Raw genomic sequence first — 19,366 nt, forward strand, 5'->3', positions numbered from 1 at the left:
GACAATGCACTCTCCTATTCGATGGTGATGGGAGCGGCCGGCACGTGGTCGCGGTGGCGGGGCGCCACGGCCAGGCAGAGCACGCTGAGCGCGCACATCGCGACGAGCAGGGCCACGGCCGGCCAGGCGGCGCCGCCGTACACGCCGACCAGGGCGGTGGCGGCCAGCGGGGACAGGCCGCCGAAGATCGCGCCGGCGCCCTGGTAGGCGAGCGAGATCCCGGTGTAGCGGACGTGCGGCGGGAACATCTCGGACAGGATGGCGGCCATCGGCCCGTAGGTGCCCGAGGTGGCCAGCCGCATCAGACCGAGCATCAGGAAGATCAGGAACGTGCTGTGCGAGCCGAGCACCGCGAACTGCGGCACGGCCAGCACCGCGGTGATGACGAGGAACCAGATGGCGACCTTGCGCCCGCCGAACCTGTCACCCATCCAGGCGATGCCGAGCGTGGCGACCAGTTCGACGAACGCGGCGAAGCTGAGGCCGTTCAGAATGAGCTGCTCGGTCTCGCCGACGGACGGGCCCGTGGCGTACGACAACAGGAACGTGGTGAGGATGTAGTAGCCGCCGATGGCCACGGGCAGCGTGCCGATGCCGAGCAGCACCGACCGCCACGACGTGCGGAAGACCTCCTTGATCGGCACCCCGGTCTTGTCGGTCTGCTCGAAGACGGGCGACTCCTCGACGCGGAGCCGGATGAACAGGCCGACCAGCACCAGCACGGCCGAGATGATGAACGGCACCCGCCAGCCCCACGAGTGCAGCGCGTCATCGCCGAACAGGGTGATCAGGCTGAACGCGCCGGTGGCCAGCAGCGCGCCCGCCGGGTTGCCGAGCTGGGCGAAGCCGCCGTAGAAGGTCTTCTTGCCCTCGGGCGCGTGCTCGACCGCCATGAGCGCGGCCCCGCCCCACTCGCCGCCGACCGCCAGCCCCTGCACGAAGCGGAGCAGCACCAGCAGCACGGGGGCGAGCGTGCCGATCGACGCGTACGTGGGCAGCAGGCCCACGGCGAACGTCGCGCCGCCCATCATGAGCAACGTGACCACCAGCGCCGACTTGCGGCCGACCCGGTCGCCGAAGTGGCCGAAGACGATGCCGCCGAGCGGCCTGGCGAAGAAGCCGACCGCGTACGTGGCGAAGGACGCCATGAGCGCCACCGTGGGGCTGGAGGCGTTGGGGAAGAACAGGTCGTCGAAGAGCAGCGCGGCGGCTGTGGCGTAGACGTAGAAGTCGTACCACTCGATCGTGGTCCCGACGAAGGCGGCGCCGGCCGCCCGGGTGGCGCGATTCATGGTTCCTCCGGGTGTCAGGGGGTGCGACGACGATAAGCGCAGGTCAGGCATGGCGGGGCCGGGAGGAAATGCACTACTGGGGATGAATTAGGGTGCAGTATGCACTGCAGGCGGCTCCCATGGCGCTGACCGTCGCCCAGGCCATGACCCTGCCCGGCATGCGCATGCGGCTGCTGGCCGGGCGCGCCGGGCTGACGCGTGTGGTGCGTTGGGCGCACGTGTCGGAGCTGGCCGACCCCGTGCCGTGGCTGCGCGGGGGCGAGCTGGTGATGGCCATCGGGCTCGGCCTGCCCGCCGACCCCGCCGGGCGGCACGCGTACGTCGAGCGGCTGTCGGGCGCGGGCTGCGCCGGGCTGGCCTTCGCGCTCGGCGAGGCGATGACCGCCGTCCCCGAGGAGGTGCTGGCCGCCGCGGATCTCCATGGCCTGCCGGTGCTGGAGATCCTCACGCCGTTCATCGCGGTGACCGAGGCCGTCGCCCGGTGGCACGCAGACGAGCGGGTACGCGGGGAGCGGCGGGTCGTCGCCGCCCAGGAGGCCATGGCACGGGCCGCGCTGCTGTCGGGCACGTCGGGCATCCTGCGCGCGCTGGCCGAGCACACCGGCGGCGAGTCCATGCTGCTGGATCCGCAGGGCAAGCCCAGGGCGGCGACGCCGGCGGGGGAGCGGCCCTGGCACGCCAGAGCCCGGGAGATGGCGGAGGGGGCGGCCCGGCGCAGCGCCGGCGTCCTGGACGACGGCATCGAGGCCGTGCAGGTGCAGAGCCTGGGCTTCTCGGGGCCGCCGACCGGCTGGCTGGCGGTGTGCACCGCCTCGCCGCTGGAGTGGCACGCGCGGATGCTGGCCAACCAGGCCGCCTGCCTGCTCGCCATGGAGCTGCTCGGCGTGCGCGCCAGCCGGGCCAAGGCGCACGCCCAGCGGGGCGCGCTGCTGGCCGCCGTGCTCGACGGCAGGTTGTCGCCCCGCCAGCTGGGCGAGCTGTGCCCGGTGGCGGACCCGCCGTACGAGGTGGTCGTGGCGCGGGCCGCGGTGCCGGTCGAGACGGCGGCGGAAGTGCTGGAAGAGGTGGTGGGGGACGCCGCGGAGCCGGCCCTCGTGTGCTCCCGGTCCGAGCACACGGTGTTCGTGCTGCCGGAGGGGCCCGAGGGCGGGCGGCGGCGGGGTGCGGAGCTGTGCGCGCGGCTGGGCGTGCCGGGCGGCGGTTGCCGGGCGTTCGGCCTGGACGAGCTCCCCTCGGCGGTGCGGCACGCCGCCGCCCTGGCCGCCCGCGGCGACGGCTACGCCCACGTCGACGACCTGGAGACGTCGGCGCTGCTCAGGGACGCGTTCGTGCCCGAGGCGGCGCACCGCTTCTCCGCCGCCGCGCTCCGCCCGCTACGCGAGTACGAGGCACGGCACGGCGGCGACCTGGTCGACACGGTCCGGGCATACCTGGAGGCGGGCTCGAACCTGGAGACGGCCGCGCGCCGGCTGGGTGTGCACCGCAACACGCTCCGCCGCCGCCTGGCCGTCGCCGAGCGTGTCTCCGGCCGCCCCCTGACCGACCCTGGCCACCGGCTCCAGCTCTGGCTGGCCGTCTCCCTCGGCGACCTCGTCCCGCCCGGCCGCCCCGCCCAGACCTCATGAAACGCGCGAGGCGCCTCCAGGGAGATTGGCCGGTATTGGACACCCGGCGTGGGAAACGGCCCGCACGACGGTCGCGATATCCGGGAGATGCCCATCACCCCATGAATGCGACCTGCGATGACGTACACCGTCCATGTGAAGACGGAGTTCGCTCACCTGGAGCTCCGAGAGGTCCTGCAGTCCCCTCCCAGCGTGCTGCTCGGCGTCTCCGACGCCGCCGAGGCCACGCTCGACACGATCCCCGTACGCACCGTCTACGATCTCGCCCTCTCTGGAGCGTTCCGTGATGCCGCGCGGGTGGTGGAGGCCGCGGCCGATCCCCACTCGGTCCTCGGACGGCACGCCCGCCCGCCGTCCGACCTCATCGTGCCGCTGAGCCCCGACGACAGCCTGGCCGAGCTGCCCGGGCAGCCCGCCGAGACCCTCGTCGCCGTCTCCCCGGCCCTCGCCAAGTCCCTGCAGGACACCATGGCGGTCACGTCGGTGCGCGACCTGGCGCAGTGGCCGCCGTACCTGGCCTCCGTCAAGCTCCTCACGCAGGCCTTGGCGCCGGAGAAGGCCGCCGGGTACGACCGGGAGGAGCCGGACGATCTGATCGCCCGCTCGGGTGAGTTCGCCACCCACCAGGTCCGCTACACCGGAACGGTGCTCATCGAGAGCAAGCCCTCGCGCGAGCACGTCTGGGACGGCGGCCTGATCGACGTCACCTCGCTGTCGCAGACCGGCTTCAACGACGTCGCCTTCGGTGCGATCCTGCACTTCACGCAGACGTGGTCGCCGAAGGCCGTGGCTTTGGGCCAGCTCCTGCACAGCCTGCCGCTCGCACCGGGGGAGAGCACCCGGCTCACGGTGGTGGACTGGTTGCGGCGCGTGGCCGCGCAGACCGAAGAAGAGGAGGCGCAGGCCGAGCAGCTGTCGAACGCGCTCAGCAACTCGACCGTCATCTCCGAGGTCACCCGGGCGGTCGCGCACGAGTTCCAGAGCGGTGACTCGGTGGCCGGTTCCGCCTCGGTCACGACCAGCGCGGCCACTCCGGGGCTGCTTGGGCTGCTCGGCGGCCAGGCCTCCGGCGGCTTCACCGCGGGGACCGCGGCGACGTACTCGACCTCGTTCGGCAACCGGTCGATGAGCGCGAGCGCGCTGCAGAGCATCAACGCCCGTACCCAGCAGAACTCGGCGCTGTCGCGCACGAAACGCGCAGCCATCGTCACCGAGGTCAGCGAGGGCGACAGCGAGTCGATCAACACGCGCGTGGTCGTCAACAACAACCACATGCACGCGATGTCGGTGCAGTACTACGAGGTGGTCCAGACGTGGGAGACCAGGACACGGCTGGACGGCATCGAGCGATGCGTGTTCATCCCCATGCGGCTGGTGAACTTCCGCGACGAGTCGATCGTGCGGCGCTATCTCGGCATCCTGGCCGACGCCGCGCTCGACCGGGAGACCCGCGACATGCTGACGCGGCTCCGGCACACGACCGCGCTGGAGTTCCCCTTCGACCGCTTCGCCACCGCGGCCCTCGACCTGGTACGCGACCAGGCAGGCACGGCCGTGCAGTCCACGGCGGAGGACAAGGAGGCGGCGGTACCGGCGCTGGCCCTGGCGCGCGCCGTCGAGAAACGCCTGCGGGTGCAGCAGCTCCAGACGCGCATCCGTGCGCTGCGTGACGCGCTGCGCTCCGAGAGCGAGGCGGCCGTCCGCTCCCGCCGGCTGGAGAGCTTCGACCGGGCCGGGCACCGCTGGTACGAGTTCGACAGGGAGGCGATCCTGCGCGGCGTCGCCTGGGAGGGCACACAGATCTCGAAGGTCACCCTGCAGTTCGTGGACGGCGCCACGACGTACCTGACCGGCTCGGACGACCGCGCCTCGGCCGCGGCGACTCAGCCGGGCATCGGCGACGGGGTGCCGCTCGACCGGCTGCGCACCCTGCAGGCCTCGCTCGTCGCCGCCAAGGACACCAGCCCGTCGGACCACGACCTCGTCCGGCTGTGGCTCCGCGTCGAGCTGCGCGGCCGCACCCTGTGGTTGGACGCGGCCTTCGTGGCCTCGCGCAGCCAGGCCACCGAGATGACCGTCCTCCAGGGGCACCCGCCGGTCAACGTGGCCGACGTCTCCGCCAGGCTGATGGCTGACCAGCTCCACTACAGCCAGAGCATTTGGATGCGGGCCGACCGGCAGTCGCTCGTCATGCAGCTCGCGCCGTACGAGTGCGAGGTGGGCGACGTCAAGGTCCGCGTGGTCGAGTGGATCGATCCCGTGCCCGTCACGGTGGCGGGCAACTACGTCGCCTTCCCGTTCACCTACGAGGGCGACAAAGATTGGCAGGCGTGGAAGAGGCGCGAGACCAAGGCCGCCGTGCCGCAGGTGGCGCTGGTGCCCCTGCCCACCGGAGGGGTGTTCACGGAGGCGGTCCTGGGTGAGTTCAACTCGGCCGAGAAACTCGACGTGACGCGCTTCTGGAAGTGGCAGGAGTCGCCGATCCCCAACCTGGCGCCGGAGATCGCCGCCGCACAGCAGGGCCGGCAGACCAGGATCGGTGTGCCGGCCGTCACGCCGCTGCCCGAGCCCGTGCTCTCGCTCCAGCAGCCGCTCGCCCTGCCCGCGCTCGGCAACAGCGAGGCGCTGCTGAAGACGCTGATGGTGTCGAAGCTGTTCAACGACATGAGCGGCATCGACATCACCAAGGGGCTGCTCAAGGCCAGCCTCGAGGCCTCCAGGGACGGTGACCTGGCCGCGGCCAAGCAGGCCGACGACACGCTCAAGGCCATCACCGACTCCTTCGGCAAGCTGCTCGCGTCCGGCACCGACGGTGGCGAGAACCTCACGAAGACCGCTAAGGGCCTGGGGTCGCTGTTCAACCTGGCAGGCAAGGGGAACGCGGCGGGCGCCGAGGCCGGGAACGCGGCCGGGACGGCGGTCAACGCCGGGACGGCGGCCGATGGCGCGTCCGGGCTGGGCGACTGGGTCGCCGGTGGCGGCGCTGAGGCGGTGGCCGGCATCGGCGGCGAGATCGGGCCCATCCTCGAGGCCCTCGGGCCGGCGGCCGCCGCGCTGCTGGTGTGACAGGAGAGCGACATGGGATATCAGACGTTCGTCAAATCGCAGTTCGCCGACCTGTCGATCGCGCAGATCCTCACGAGCCCGCCGTCGGTGCTGCTCGGCGTGAGCGGCGCGGCCGCCGCGGCCATCGCGGCGGTGAAGGCCATGACGGTCTTCGACCTGTCGGTGTCGGCCGTCTTCGATGACGCCGCCCGTATCGTGGCGTCCAGCGAGAACCCCCGATCGGTGATGCGCCGCTACGGGCGGGGCCCCTCGTCGCTGGTCGACGACGGGTTCCTCGACACCGACACGGCCGAGCTGCCCTACGCCGACATCGAGGTGCTGGCCGGCGTCGACCTGGCCATCGGGCAGTCGCTGCGGCAGGAGCTCAGCGTCCGGACGATCAGGGATCTGGCGTACTGGCCGCCGTACCTCGCCGCCAAAGCGATCATGATCGAGGCCTACACCCCGGTCGTCGGCGACGGCGCCGACCTGGAGGCACCGATCGAGCTGGTGCCCAAGAGCGGCGAGTTCGGCACCGAACGGCACCTGTACTCGGCCGTCGTGATGTTCCCCGGCGAGTTCGGGGCGGACCCCAAGACGCTCGAAGGTGTGCTGTTCGACATCACGGCCACCCCGCAGGCCGGTTTCGACCGGGTCCGGTACGGCGCGCGCCTGACGTACACGCACAGCTGGAACCCCGTGGGCGTGGCGAAGGGCCACCTCCTGCACAGCCTGCCGCTGGCACCGGGGGAAAGCACGAACATCGCCGTGATCGACTGGACCAGCAAGTCCTCCGCCTCCACGCAGCAGTCGCTGACCGAGTCGGAGCGCCTGAGCAGCAGCAACGATCGCGCCCGCACGGTCTCGCAGATCGCGAGCGGCGTCGCGACCGAGTTCACCAAAGGCGCCTCCGTCACGGCGACCGAGTCCACCTCCACAGCGGGCAGCGTCGGCGGGCTCGCGGGCGTGCTCTTCGGCTCGTTCTCGGGCAGCGCAAACCAGCAGGTCGCGGCCACGCACACGGTCTCGACCGGCGACCGCGCCATCGCCACCAACCTGCAGCAGAACATCAGGGACGCGACGCAGCAGGTGTCGTCCTCGCTGCGCAACCAGCGGGCCGCGTCGGTCAGCGAGGTCAACCAGACGCAGTCGGAGAACCTGGCGACGCGCACGGTCACCAACTACAACCACATGCACGCGCTCACCGTGCAGTACTACGAGATGGTGCAGGTCTACGAGACGCAGACGCGGCTGGCCGGCGCCGAGCGGTGCATTTTCCTGCCGATGCGGCTCATCGACTTCTCCGACGAGCGCAACATCGTCAAGTACCTGTCCATCCTCAGGGCGGCCGCGCTGGACGGCCAGACCCGCGCGCTGCTGGCCGACCTCGAGGAGAGCGCCCCCGCCGGGTTCGAGCTGTACTTCGCCACGGGCAGCCGGCTGCCGGACATCCCGCCGAACCCGGCCTTTCCGTTCTACAGGAAGCTGGCCGACCTCTTCGGGCCGGCGATGAAGGCGAACGCGCGCGCACTGGCGCGTGAAGGGTTCATCGTGTTCAACGGGAACCTGGATCGCCTGACCCTTGACTACCGGCTGCAGCTCAACACCGTGCGGTGGCCGGCGGTAAGCGCCGACGACCCCAGGTCCGCCGTGCTCAAGGTCGACATCCAGCTCGAGGACGGCAACCTCATCTCCCTCGACCAGTCGGCCGCCGACGATGCCCCGCCCACGGAGATCCACTCCGAGCTGCCCGACCAGTCGCCGCTGTCCTTCGGACGGATCGCGGCGGTGTCGCTGCAGATGCAGCCGTCCTACCAGCCTTCCCGCTACCCGCCGGGTACGCACATGGACCATCTGGTGAAGCTGGAGTTCGCGGTCGGGCTCGGATCCGAGGCCCGATGGCTCGACTGCAGTTTCATCGTCGACACCAGCGTCAGCCAGTTCAACAACGTACCCCTCTACCAGACCAGCACCCCACCCGCGCTGGCGCAGCTCGGCGCTCTGCTCAACGAGAACCGGCTCTACTACAGCCAGCAGGTGTGGCTGCACGAGGACCCGCAGTCGCGGATCATGGAGCTGGCCCCGTTCAAGGTCGCCGTGGGCGACGGCCACACCGTGAACCTCGTCGACCACCTTTCGCCCGCGCCCCTGCAGGTCGTGGGCAACTACCTCGTCTACCGCTTCACGTACGAGGAGGACGACGACTGGCGCGACTGGGTGCACGAGCACGTCGACCGCTCGCGGATCTCGGTGGACACCGTCGCGGTGCCGACCGGGGGCGTGTTCGCCGAAGCGGTGCTCGGGCGGGCGAACGCGGCGGAGAAGCTCGACATCACCCGGTTCTTCGACTGGGCCGATTCGCCGCCGCCCGCGCCGCCCGGGATCCAGCCGCTGACGGCCGGCACGCACACGCCGGCCACGGCGCCGGACCTGGGGACGTTCGACAAGCCGCTGGTCAACATCCAGAGCCCGCTGGCGCTGCCGGAGCCGGCCGGCCTGTCGAGCGTGCTCACCGCGATCTCGACCAGTGACGCCTTCCGCAACATGAGCGGGCTGACCGCGAGCGGTGAGGCTGCCGGGCAGGCGCTCGACGCGGCGAGCAAGGCGTCGATCGGCCAGCTCCAGGCCGCGGGCACCGCTCTGGCGACGACGCTCAGCGCGCTGGCCGACGCCATGAGCGCCAAGAAACCCGAGGAGAAGACGCTGTCCGAGGCGGGCGCCGCCATCAACGAGAAGGCGGCCATCAACGAGAAACAGGCGGACGCCGGGGCGAACGGTTCCCAGACCAATGGAGACGGGGTGCAGCCGGGAAGCGACTCGGTCAAGGCGGCCCTCGTCGACAAGGCGCTGTCCGCCCAGGGGATCGACACGAAACCCGCCGTGACCCAGAACGGTTCCACCCCGCCGGCCCCTGCCGTCTCGGACCCCGCCCTGCTCAACTCCGTCCTCATCACCGAGCCGACGTTCTCGAACGTGCTCGACTTCGTGCAGATGCTCCAGCTCCTCACCGACTCCGACGTGGTGGCGGCCGTGGCCAAGCGCTTCGGCAACCTCGCCAAGGAGATCGATCCGCTGCTGAAGTACCCGGAGTTCGTGGACGTCGTCACCACCCACAGCGCGAGCCTGGAGAACCCGGCCCGCTTCCTCTACGCGGCCCAGTTCGTCAAGACCGGGGTGCTGCCGGACGACGCGGGCTTCCCGCCGGCCGACGTGGCCGGCGTACGGGCCGCCGCGCTCACCGTCGCGGTGAACCGCGCGCTGCCGGTGGCCAACACCGTCAACGGCGCGGCCACCGCACGCACGGCGCTGAACGCGATACTCGGCGCCTGCGCGGCCCACGGGGTGGCGGACCTGAACCCGGTCAGCTACGTCCTGGCCACCGCGCACCACGAATCGGCGATGGGCAAGTACACCACGGAGCTTTCCAACGGCATCTCCACCGACACCGTGTTCACCCGCGACGCGTACTTCTTCAACGCCATCCCCGGCCAGAAGAGCAGCTACAACACGCTCGCCGGCAACATCAAGGCCGGCAAGGCGCTGAAGGACGCGGGCGACATCAGCACCGCCGCGGACGTGGCTCTGTGGAACGGCACCGTCTACCCGGACGCCGAGCCGGTCGCCGTCAAGAAGGCGGCCAGGAAGTGCGACTTCATGGTCTTCATCGGCCGCGGCTACGTCCAGGTCACCGGGCGGGCGAACTACGCCAAATTCACCAACCTGGCCTCGCTGGGGAACGTGGACCTGCTGACGAACCCGGAGAACGCCGCCAAACCGGCGGTCGCGGCGGGGATCATGGTGCTGGGGATGCGGGACGGGATGTTCCGCGGCAACCACAAGCTGGCCGACTACGACCTGCCGGCCAAGTGGGACGCGACCAACGCCCGCAACATCGTCAACGCCGACGCGGCCACGTATGGGGCCAAGATCCGGGAACTGGCCAAGAAGTACAAGGCGGCGCTGACCCAGATCGCCAAGCTGGACGAGTCGAAGCCCTTGGCCTGACCCTTCTGGCGGGCGGGCACGTCTTATGGACGCGCCCGCCCTCGGGGCTCCTGAACGTGCCGGCGCACGGGCCCTCTGGGACATGACCGATCGGCGGGTCGGTCGGGATGGTTGGGCGGTTGGGCGGTATAAGGCCCTTGTCAGGCCGAGCCGCCGGTGGCCTGGTGCCGCTGGAGGTAGTCGGCGGCCTCCTCCTGGCCGAACCACTGGGCCCAGCCGAGCGGTGTGGCCTGGTACATCGCATCGGTGACGGTCAGATCGGCTCCGTGCCCGAGGAGCAGCCGCAGGGTGTCGACGTGCCCGGCTCCGGCGGCGTAGTGGGCCGGGACGCGGCCGGACGCGGAGCGGGCGTTGACGTCGAAGCCCAGCTCGACCAGCACCTCCACCGCCGCCCAGCGCTGCAGCGCGGCCGCCTGGACCAGCAGGGCGGGATGCTCGGCACGCGTGCGCTCGAGCAGCGCGGGGTCCTTCTCGAGCATGGCGTCGATCTCCGCTCGGTCGCCGCGCACGCAGGCGAGCACGAAGGGGTCACGCGGCCCGAGCTGATGGTAGAGGTCACGCACGACGCCGATCTCGGCTCCGTGGTGGATGAGCTCGTCGAGGATGTGCAGGGCGAAGGCGGTGCCGTCCTGCTCGGCGTACGGCCCCGCGATCGGGCCCATGGGACGGACGAGATCGTCCTCGCTCAAACCGGCCAGCCGCCGCCGCCACACGTCGTAGGCATGCTCCAGCGCCCGCAGCGCGTCGGCGGCGCTGCCCGGCACCCCGGGCAGCCCGTCCTGCGGCGACGGCCGGTGCCCGAACCAGGTCGCCGTCCGCTCGGCCTGCAGCACGTCGATGAGGTGGGTGATCCGCCAGGCCAGCGTGGTGAACGGCGGCGGCTCAGGCGGCAGCCGCGCCCCGTCGGCTTCGTACGAGCCGTCCTCGCCGCGGCGGACCGTCCAGCACTCGGGCACCGGCTCCCAGAGGTATTCCTCGTCGGTCAGGCCCTCCAGCCGGGTGCGCAGGCGCTGCCATGCGAAGTCGGAGAGGTCCACCAGGTTGCCGAGTAGTGTCGCCATGGACGGCACGCTACGCTCCGCCACCGACAGAACGTTCCCCCCGCCCCATCACTGATCGCAGGGGGGTGGCCCAGCTCAGGTCGCCAAGGGGAGCGACAGGGCGAGCCGGACCCCTTGCGGAAGCGGCTCGGCCCGTACCGTGCCCTCGTGCGCCTCGGCGATCTGCCGCACGATGGCCAGGCCGAGCCCCGAGCCGGGCAGCGCGCGGGCCGCCTCGGCGCGGTAGAACCGGTCGAAGACGAAGGGCAGGTCCTTGGGCGCGATGCCGGGGCCCCGGTCGGCGACCGACAGCGTGCCGGTGGGGTCCACCCGCACCAGCACCTCGCCACCCGGTGGGCTCCATTTGATCGCGTTGTCGACGAGGTTGGCGACGGCGCGTTCGACGGCATCCGGGTCCGCGCACACCAGGCACTCGGCGAGCTCGGCCCGCAGCCGCACGTGCGGCGCGCGCGCCCGTGCCCTTGCGAGCACGCGCTCTGCCACCAGGTCGAGGCGGACGTCCTCGATGTGGATCTGCGTGTCGCCGTACCGGGCGAGCTCCACCAGGTCGTTGACCAGCACCCGCAGCTCGCCGGCCTGGGCGCGGGCCTCGTGCACCAGGGCAGGGGCCTGGGGGTCGGCGGTGCCGCGTCCTTCCCCCAGCAGCTCCAGATTGGTGATGAGGCTGGTCAGCGGGGTACGCAGCTCGTGCGACGCGTCGGCCACCAGGCGCCGCTGTGCCAGCAGGGACTCGTTCAGCGCGCCCGTCATCGTGGTGAAGGAGCGGGCCAGGCGGGCCACCTCGTCGCGCCCGCTGGCGTCCAGGCCGCCGGCGGTGAGCGTACGGGTGGCGGTTACGTGCTCGACCACCTCGGTCAGGCGGCCGATGGGACGCAGCACCCGCCCGGCGAGCAGCCGCGCGCCCACCCCGGCGATCAGCGCGCCGCCCGATGTCAGCGCCGCCAGAAGGAGCTTCAGCCTGCCCAGCGTCTCGTCGTCCCGGTCCAGCGGGAACGCGGTACGCACCAGGGCCTGGTCGACCTCGTTCAGCGGGGCCGTGTAGACGCGGTAGCGGGCCCCGTCATAGGTCACGTCCTGGAAGTACGGGGTGCTCCTGCCCACCGCGACCTCGGCATCCGTGATGGTGAGCGGCACGAAGCCGCCCGTCGCGCCCGGCTCCACGGGAGGCGGGAAGAACTGCAGCAGTGTGTTGCCCACGCTGACCGGACGCACGGGCAGGGGCTCTTCGGTGACCTTGAACGTCTTCAGCAGGCGGGGCGCCTGGCCGGCGGCCAGCACCAGCTCCCCGTCGTGCTGTCCGGACAGTCCGGCCGCCACCGACGGATACAGCACGAGCGAGGCCACCAGCAGCGCCGCCGCCACCACGGCCGCCCCCGCCAGCGCGACCCGGGTCCGCAGCTTCACGGCTCCTCCCGCAGCACGAACCCGTCGTGGTCGACCTCGGTCCGCGGGTTCACGGCTGCTCCCGCAGCACGTACCCCAGCCCGCGCACCGTCTGGATCAGCCGTGGCTCGCCCCCGGCCTCCAGCTTTGCCCGCAGATAGCTGATGTAGACCCATAACGCGTTGGAGGACGGGCCGAAGTCGTACCCCCAGACAGCGTCGAAGATCACGCTGCGGCTCAGCACCCGGTTCGGGTTGCGCAGGAACACCTTCAGCAGCGTGTACTCGGTCCTGGTCAGGTCGAGCACCCGCGCGCCGCGCGAGGCCCGGCAGGCCGCGGTGTCCAGCTCGAGGTCGGCGAAGCGCAGCACCTCATCCGCCGCGCCGCTGCGCCGCAGCAGGGCACGCAGGCGGGCCCGCAGCTCCTCCAGCGCGAACGGCTTGACCAGATAGTCGTCGGCCCCGGCATCCAGCCCGGCCACCCGGTCGGCGACCAGGTCGCGGGCCGTGAGCATCAGGATCGGCGTACGGTCGCCACCGGCTCGGAGGCGGCGGCACACCTCCAGCCCGTCCAGCCCGGGCATCATGATGTCCAGCACCACCGCGTCCTGCCTCCCACCGCCGGCCGCCTCCAGGGCGAGCAGGCCGTCGGCGGCCGTGCTCACGTGATAGCCCTCACGGGCGAGCGCGCGCGCCAGCGAGCGGCGCACCGCCTCGTCGTCATCCGCCACAAGGACGTGCATGATGACACTCTCCCTGCTGAAGCACCCCGCCGCCCAGCCCTCTCATGCCCCAGGCCTGATGCACGGTCGCTGGTGAGTCCCTCGGACAGCCGGGTGGCGCGATTGCCTCCCATGCCTGGAATGGCCAGGAGGGCGTGGCCGCTCGGGTCTCGGTGGGTGCGGCCGCTCAGGACAGCCGGGCGGGATGGCCATCGCCCAGCCCCCAGTGATCCCCGGCGGGCTGGTCGCCCACCCGGCCGTCCGGCGGCTCAGGAACCCGGCGTCTTGACGGGGTCCGGCGTCTTGGAGTCCGGCGTGCCGACTCCGTCCGGTGTCTTGGAGTCCGGCGTGCCGACTCCATCCGGTGTCTTGGAGTCCGGCGTCCCGACTCCGTCCGGCGTCTTGGAGTCCGGCGTCCCGACTCCGTCCGGTGTCTTGGAGTCCGGCGTCCCGACTCCGTCCGGCATCTTCGGGTCCGGCGTCCCGATCCCGTCCGGCGTCTTCACGGGATCCGGCTTCACGTAGTCCGGCTTCACGGGGTCCGGCGTGTTCATGCGCTCCGGCGTTCCGGCGCGGTCCGGCGTGCCGACCTCCGGCGGTGCGAATTTCCGCTTGATCGCGCCCAGCGCCTCGTTCAGGCTGTTCACGGACACGCCCAGCCGCGCGGCCACCGCCGTGAACTCCGCCGAGTCGGGATTTATCCCGCCCTTCTGGGAGAGCAGGTTGAGCTCCTCCATGGCGGCGGTCGCCTGGTCGAGCCCGACGCCCAGCGTGTCGGCCAGCGCCCGGGCCAGTTTGCCCGAATCGATCGCCTCAGGCTGCTTCACGTCGGCTGAGCACCTGGACCCGTCCTGGCCGGGATCGACGGCCTGGGTCCGGGCCGCCTCGGCCTTCGCAGCCTGCTCCTTCAGCACCGCCTCTTCCTTCAACTTCGCGATGTCGGCGGGTGAGCACGTCGCGGTCTTGGCGCACGGATCGTCGGCGCCGCCGGGCGGGGGCGAGGCCGCCAGCGCCCCCGACCCGCCGAGCACCATCACCGCGACCATCCCGGCGGCCAAACCGGCCTTTCGTCGGTCCATGTCGCTTCTCCTCCCGGCCGCCCGGGCCGGCATCTCCGGCCGGCGGCTGTCGCCAGCCAATCCGGCCGACCTTCACCGCGCCGTCGGCGAACCTTAGAAAAGCCGTAGAAGGACGGGTTCAGGAAGACGGTGACGCGTCTCAGGCGGGGGAGCACGTACTCGCTCACCCGGTACGCCTCCTCCAGATGCGGCCAGCCGGACAGGACGAACTCCTCCACGCCCAGCGCCGCGGCTCACGCCGTGCCGAAGATGAGGCGCTGGCGGCGCCGGTGTCCATGGTTCAGCAGCCTGAGCAGGATCGCCGGCAGCGGCCCAGCCGGCCTCCGCAGCTCGGCCGGCTCGTCCGGCCGCGCATACTGCCCGATCCGCGGCAGGTCGGAGCCGATGTCGCCGCCTTTGCGCACCTCGTCCTCGGCCGCCTCCCAGTCCTTCTCCGATACGTATTCCGCGATGACAGGGACGAGCAGTCGCTCCTCCTCCTCGATGTGTTCGTCGAAGAGGGTGGCGAGGGACCTGGCCATCCGTCCGGCCGCCGACTGCTCCTTGCCGAGCCCGGCCGCGGCGGTGGCGATCTCCTTCAGCAGCGGGTCGAGCTGGGCGTGGTCGTCGCTCAGTTCGCTCAGGTCCACCTCGGAGCCGGCCGAGCGCACGATGACGGGCCAGAGCACGTCGCGGTCGGGTCGCACCCAGCATCAAAACCGGGCCAACCCGACGACCGGTGGATGGTTCCGGCCTTGGGGCGTCAGACGACGGCGACGGCGTCGATCTCCACGAGGAACCCGGGGCCCAAGCCGGCCACGACGTGGACCGTGATGGCCGGCGGTGGGTCGGCCCGGTTCCACACCTCCTGAAAGGCGGCCACACCCTCGTCGAACGTGTGGCCGTCCAGCACGGCGATGCGCCAGTGCACGATGTTCGCCAGGCTCGCCCCCTCGCTCTCCAAGATGGTCGCGAGGTTGCGGAACGCCTGCCTGGCCTGTTCCCCGACCGTGGGACCGACGACCTTGCCGTCGGCGCCGACGCCGTTCTGCCCGCCGACGTAGATCGTCTTCGCCGGCTGTTCGACCACGACGGCCTGGCTGAAGGCCGGGCTGCGATGGAGTCCATCGGGGTTGATGTGCCGTACACCCATGTGTTGCCTCCTCCGACGATGAAACCAGTAATAGTGGTTTCTTGACACCGGTTATAGTGGTTTCATGCGAGCGAACGCAACCGGACGGGTGCTGCACGACCCCAAGGGAGGGTCGTTCCGGTTCGACGCCGGCGCCGTCTGCCTGGACTTCGCCCACACGGGCGGCGAAGGCCAGTACGCGGTATTCGAGACCCTCCACGAGCCTGCCGACCTGGGCGAATGGCTGGCCCAGCCGCCGCTGGCCGCGGTCATGACGGTCCCCGTGACGACCCGCGAGCTGACCTCGGCCAAGGCCCTCCGCCAGGCGATCTGGGACGCGGCGCACGCCCGGGCGGCGCGCCGCCCCCTCCCCGCCGTGGCGGTCGCGACCATCAACCGGGCCGCGGCCGCGGCGCCGCTGATCCCCGAACTCGCCGCCGACGGCACAACCGCGGGGTGGACGCCGCCGGTACGCGCGACGCAAGCGCTGTCGACGCTGGCGCGGGAGATGATCGAACTGCTGTCCGGGCTGCTCTCCGGGCGCATCCGCGAGTGCGCGAGCGACAACTGCCCGCTGGTGTTCGTCGACACGTCTCGTCCCGGCGCCCGGCGCTGGTGCGCGATGGAGCGCTGCGGCAACCGCCACAAGCTCCGGGCTCTACGCGCCCGGCAGACCACGGACCCGTGACACAGCCTCAAGCGCGGCGTGTTATCCCAATGACATCCCATGGAGCCGATCGAGGGCCTCGTGGCGGCAGGCCGGGAGGTGCCCAGTGAACGCCTATGCCCGTTCCGGGCCTTGAGTCCTCAGTTCAGGCCGTGCGGTGCTGGGGCGTCTCACCCGCCGGCGTCCGACCACCCCCGTGGTGAAGGCGCCGAGCGCGTTGGCGCTGCTGAGTAGTGGGCCGACGCCCACGACGGCGGGGGTGTGCGCTTGGGCGGCTGGGCGAAAGATCACCGCGGCGGTGCCTTGGCCGAGCGACGCCGCGTAGATGATCCAGGTCGTCTCGGGCGTTTGGGCCAGGAGTACCACGGAGATCGCCAGGGCGTGCATGAGGTCGGTGGTGATCATGATGCCTGGACGGTCCCACCGATCGGCTATGACCCCGGCGAATGCCCCTAGGAGCAGGGCGGGCAGATGTCTGAAGGCCAGGGTGAGGCCGGTCGCGTGCCCGACGAGAAGTACGGGGAGGAGCTCATGGCCTGGATCGTCATGCGTCCGGGCCTCGGGTCGCCGCCGAGGACGCCGACCAGACCGCGGACATCATCGAGGTGGTGCCGCTGCTGATCAGCTCACTGGTCGCGGTGCTGATCACGGCGGTCGCGCTGGGCATGGCCGACGTCCGGCTCGGCCTGCTCGTGATCGTGGGAACCATCGCGATCCTGTCGATACTCAGCGTGATGTCTGAACGGATCGGCGCCGGCACCCGCGAACAGCAGGCCCGGGTGGCGCTGGCGGCGCAGGTGGGACGTCACCGTTGGCAAGGCAATCCTGTTCGCGACGGCGCTCTGCATGGGGGTGTCTTGGCGACCCCGGCGAACGCCGCTGCCGCACGCAGCCCGGAGGGCATCTGCGGGGCGGGCTTCGGCCGCGTCTCCGGCGGTACGAAGGCCGTCTCGACGCCCAGCGGACGCCGGTACGGCACGGTCTACCTGCTCTACAACGGCAAGACCCAGCAGAACTGCGTGGTCACGATCAAGTCCAGCTTCGTCGGTGCGAAGACCCGGATGAGCGCCGAGCTCACCGTCATGCCCAAGGCGATCAAGGACACGAAGCAGGACCCGACCGTGCGCCGGGACAGCGGCAACTACAAGTACTACGCGGGACCGGTCAAGTACTGGGCCAAGCAGGCCTGCGTGAAGTTCCGGGGCACCATCAAGGCGAACGGGCACGACCCGGCCGTGGCCCAGGGCGGGCGCCAGAGCTGGGGCAACTGCGGCGGATAACGACGCCGCCGCTGCAGGAGGCCAAGGAAGTCGACGGGATCTCGTCCGATCATCTCAACCGGGCGGGATTTCGCGTTTCCAGAGCCACCGGGATCCCACCGGGCGGAAGCCGATGGCTCATAACCGTCGCGCGGACTCCTCCGGGGCGCGGAGCCTGGCCATGATGCGGTCGAGGGCGACCAGGTCGCCGGGATCCAGGGCGAGCAGGGAGCGCGGCGGGCGGGTCAGGATGCGCTCGGCCGCCTCGGCGGCGGCCGTCCCCGCCGGAGTGAGGGCGACGATCTTGCTGCGGCGGTCGTCGGGGGAGACGCTGCGGGTCACGTAGCCGCGCTGCTCCAGATCGTCCACCATCAGCGTGGTGTACGGCTTGTCGGTGGACAGGTCGGCGGTCAGCTCCCGCATGGTCATCGGCCCGGCCAGCAGGCGGCGCAGCGCCTTGACCCGGAAGAAGCTCACGCCGAGCGTTTCGGCCACCTCCTTGCGGCGGTCCTCCTGCCGCAGGACGAGGTCGTACATGGCGGCCCAGACGCGGGCCACCGCCTCCTGGTCGCGGGTGTCGCTCATGAGGCGTCCGCCGTTCTGTCGGGAGCGTGGGCGAGCCGTTCGGCGGTACGGGCGGCGCTGCGGCGGGCCCAGCCGGTCGTGGTCAGAATAGCGAGCAGCACGATGGCCAGCCCACACCCGGCGACGATCCGCCAGCCGACGTGGCTGGCCGCCGGGAACCCGGTGGCGAACGGGCCGGACACCGCCGAGGTGACCAGCGAGCCGATGACCGCGACGCCGAGCGACTGGCCGATCTGGCGGCTGGTGGAGGCCACGGCCGCGGCCACCCCGGCCTGGGTGCGTGGCATGCCGGACACGGCGGTGTTGGTGATTGGCGCGTTCAGCATGCCGAAGCCCAGCCCGAACAGCACGTACGCGGCCATGAGCCGCCAGGTCGGCGTGTCCGCCGACAGCCCCGTCATGATCAGGCCGCTGGCCGCCATGGTGGCCCCGGCCACCAGCAACGGGACGCGAGTTCCGGCGTTCCCGACGATCCGGCCCGACAGCGGCGCGCAGACCACGGTCAGCCCGGCCATGGGCAGCGTGTAGAGCCCGGCGTGCAGGGCGGACAGGCCCAGCACGTCCTGCAGGTAGAGGGTGTTGACGAACAGGAACCCGCCCAGCGCGGCGAAGCCGCACACGGCGATGACGGTGGCGCCAGTGAACGGCGTGCTGCGGAAGAAGCGCAGGTCGATCAGGGGTTCGGCGCGGCGCAACTCGTACGGCAGCAGGCAGGCCAGCGCCAGCGCCGCGACCGCGAAGCCGCCCAGCGTCCGCGGCGACCCCCAGCCGGCCTCCGGCGCCTCGATGAGGGTGTACGTCAGGGTGGCCAGCAGCACGATGACCAGCACCTGCCCGACCGGGTCCACCCGGCGCGGGCGCGGCGCGCGCGACTCCGGCACGAACAGCGCGCACAGCACGAACGCGGCCAGCCCCACCGGGATGTTGATCCAGAAGATCGCCTGCCAGCCGACCGAGCCCACCAGCGAGCCGCCGACCAGCGGGCCCAGCGCCATGCTGACGCCGACCACGCCGCCCCACACGCCGATGGCCCGCGCCCGCTCGCGTGGCTCGGTGAAGGTGTTCGTGATGATCGACATGGCGACTGGATTGAGCATGGAGCCGCCGACGGCCTGCAGCGCCCGCGCCGCGATCAGCCAGCCGAGACCGGGCGCAAGCGAGCACATGAGCGAGCCGAGCGTGAACAGCGCCAGCCCCATCTGGAACGTGCGGCGACGGCCGATCCGGTCCCCGGTCGAGCCGGCCAGCATGAGCAGGCTCGCCAGCACCACCGTGTAGGCGTCGATGATCCACTGCAGGCCGGAGACGGAGGCGTTCAGGTCGCGGCGGATGGCGGGCAGTGCGACGTTCACGATCGTGTTGTCCAGGCCGACGATGAACAGGCTCATGCAGCAGATGGCCAGGACGAGCATCCGCTGGCGGGGGCCGAGCGCGAGGGCGGACGCCGGCGGGGCGGGCACCCTGCTGGTTATAGGCATATAACGATTATATTCGCATAACTAAAAGATATGTCCGAAGGCCCCTCGGGTCCGA

General features: G+C 71.2%; 15 protein-coding genes. 5 read left to right on the forward strand and 10 right to left on the reverse strand.

Features of this window, described 5'->3' with window-relative positions; genetic code table 11:
- Positions 1-14: 14 nt before the first annotated feature.
- On the reverse strand, positions 15-1,292 hold the full coding sequence (locus ACQPWU_RS16060) for an MFS transporter (RefSeq protein WP_433440702.1): 1,278 nt from the start codon (positions 1,290-1,292) through the stop codon (positions 15-17).
- Positions 1,293-1,384: 92 nt separating this feature from the next.
- On the opposite strand from ACQPWU_RS16060, the gene ACQPWU_RS16065 reads away from it, so the two are divergent.
- From ACQPWU_RS16065 to ACQPWU_RS16075, 3 genes are all read left to right on the forward strand, one after another.
- Entirely contained in the window at positions 1,385-2,917 is a 1,533-nt protein-coding gene (locus tag ACQPWU_RS16065) for a PucR family transcriptional regulator (RefSeq protein ID WP_433440704.1), read from the forward strand.
- 105 nt (positions 2,918-3,022) lie between these two features.
- Complete coding sequence (locus ACQPWU_RS16070) at positions 3,023-5,983, forward strand: hypothetical protein (RefSeq protein WP_433440706.1); 2,961 nt, start codon at positions 3,023-3,025, stop codon at positions 5,981-5,983.
- A gap of 12 nt (positions 5,984-5,995) precedes the next feature.
- A complete protein-coding gene (locus tag ACQPWU_RS16075) occupies positions 5,996-9,967 on the forward strand; it encodes a hypothetical protein (protein ID WP_433440708.1) in 3,972 nt (1,323 codons plus the stop codon).
- A 140-nt stretch (positions 9,968-10,107) separates the two neighbouring features.
- Here the strand turns inward: ACQPWU_RS16075 and ACQPWU_RS16080 are convergent, their stop codons facing one another.
- The 6 genes from ACQPWU_RS16080 to ACQPWU_RS16105 form a co-directional block, all read right to left on the reverse strand.
- The gene (locus tag ACQPWU_RS16080; protein ID WP_433440710.1) at positions 10,108-11,028 is read right to left on the reverse strand and encodes a DinB family protein; all 921 of its coding nucleotides are present in this window, start codon (positions 11,026-11,028) and stop codon (positions 10,108-10,110) included.
- Positions 11,029-11,103: 75 nt separating this feature from the next.
- Entirely contained in the window at positions 11,104-12,432 is a 1,329-nt protein-coding gene (locus tag ACQPWU_RS16085) for a sensor histidine kinase (RefSeq protein WP_433440712.1), read from the reverse strand.
- Between the two features lie 49 nt (positions 12,433-12,481).
- A complete protein-coding gene (locus ACQPWU_RS16090; RefSeq protein ID WP_433440714.1) occupies positions 12,482-13,153 on the reverse strand; it encodes a response regulator transcription factor in 672 nt (223 codons plus the stop codon).
- A 248-nt stretch (positions 13,154-13,401) separates the two neighbouring features.
- Positions 13,402-14,211, reverse strand: a complete 810-nt coding sequence (locus ACQPWU_RS16095) for a hypothetical protein (RefSeq protein WP_433440715.1) — start codon at positions 14,209-14,211, stop codon at positions 13,402-13,404.
- Between the two features lie 233 nt (positions 14,212-14,444).
- On the reverse strand, positions 14,445-14,897 hold the full coding sequence (locus ACQPWU_RS16100; protein ID WP_433440717.1) for a hemerythrin domain-containing protein: 453 nt from the start codon (positions 14,895-14,897) through the stop codon (positions 14,445-14,447).
- A 56-nt stretch (positions 14,898-14,953) separates the two neighbouring features.
- Positions 14,954-15,343, reverse strand: coding sequence for a RidA family protein (locus tag ACQPWU_RS16105; protein ID WP_433440719.1), 390 nt, complete (start codon positions 15,341-15,343; stop codon positions 14,954-14,956).
- A gap of 64 nt (positions 15,344-15,407) precedes the next feature.
- Between ACQPWU_RS16105 and ACQPWU_RS16110 the strand changes: the two genes are divergently transcribed.
- Positions 15,408-16,010 (forward strand): CGNR zinc finger domain-containing protein, encoded by a 603-nt coding sequence (locus ACQPWU_RS16110; RefSeq protein ID WP_433440721.1) that lies wholly within the window; start codon positions 15,408-15,410, stop codon positions 16,008-16,010.
- 93 nt (positions 16,011-16,103) lie between these two features.
- On the opposite strand, the gene ACQPWU_RS16115 is transcribed toward ACQPWU_RS16110, so the two are convergent.
- Complete coding sequence (locus ACQPWU_RS16115; RefSeq protein WP_433440723.1) at positions 16,104-16,394, reverse strand: hypothetical protein; 291 nt, start codon at positions 16,392-16,394, stop codon at positions 16,104-16,106.
- Positions 16,395-16,597: 203 nt separating this feature from the next.
- Here ACQPWU_RS16115 and ACQPWU_RS16120 point away from each other — a divergent pair, with 203 nt between their 5' ends.
- Positions 16,598-17,269 carry a hypothetical protein gene (locus tag ACQPWU_RS16120; RefSeq protein WP_433440725.1) on the forward strand — a complete coding sequence of 224 codons (672 nt, stop codon included), beginning with the start codon at positions 16,598-16,600 and terminating at the stop codon, positions 17,267-17,269.
- A 117-nt stretch (positions 17,270-17,386) separates the two neighbouring features.
- Here the strand turns inward: ACQPWU_RS16120 and ACQPWU_RS16125 are convergent, their stop codons facing one another.
- Entirely contained in the window at positions 17,387-17,833 is a 447-nt protein-coding gene (locus ACQPWU_RS16125) for a MarR family winged helix-turn-helix transcriptional regulator (protein ID WP_433440727.1), read from the reverse strand.
- A complete protein-coding gene (locus ACQPWU_RS16130) occupies positions 17,830-19,311 on the reverse strand; it encodes an MFS transporter (protein WP_433440729.1) in 1,482 nt (493 codons plus the stop codon). Before ACQPWU_RS16130 ends, ACQPWU_RS16125 begins: the two co-directional genes overlap by 4 nt.
- Between the last annotated feature and the right edge of the window lie 55 nt (positions 19,312-19,366).

It is taken from the genome of Nonomuraea sp. CA-141351 (genome assembly GCF_050944675.1).
Lineage (GTDB): Bacteria > Actinomycetota > Actinomycetes > Streptosporangiales > Streptosporangiaceae > Nonomuraea.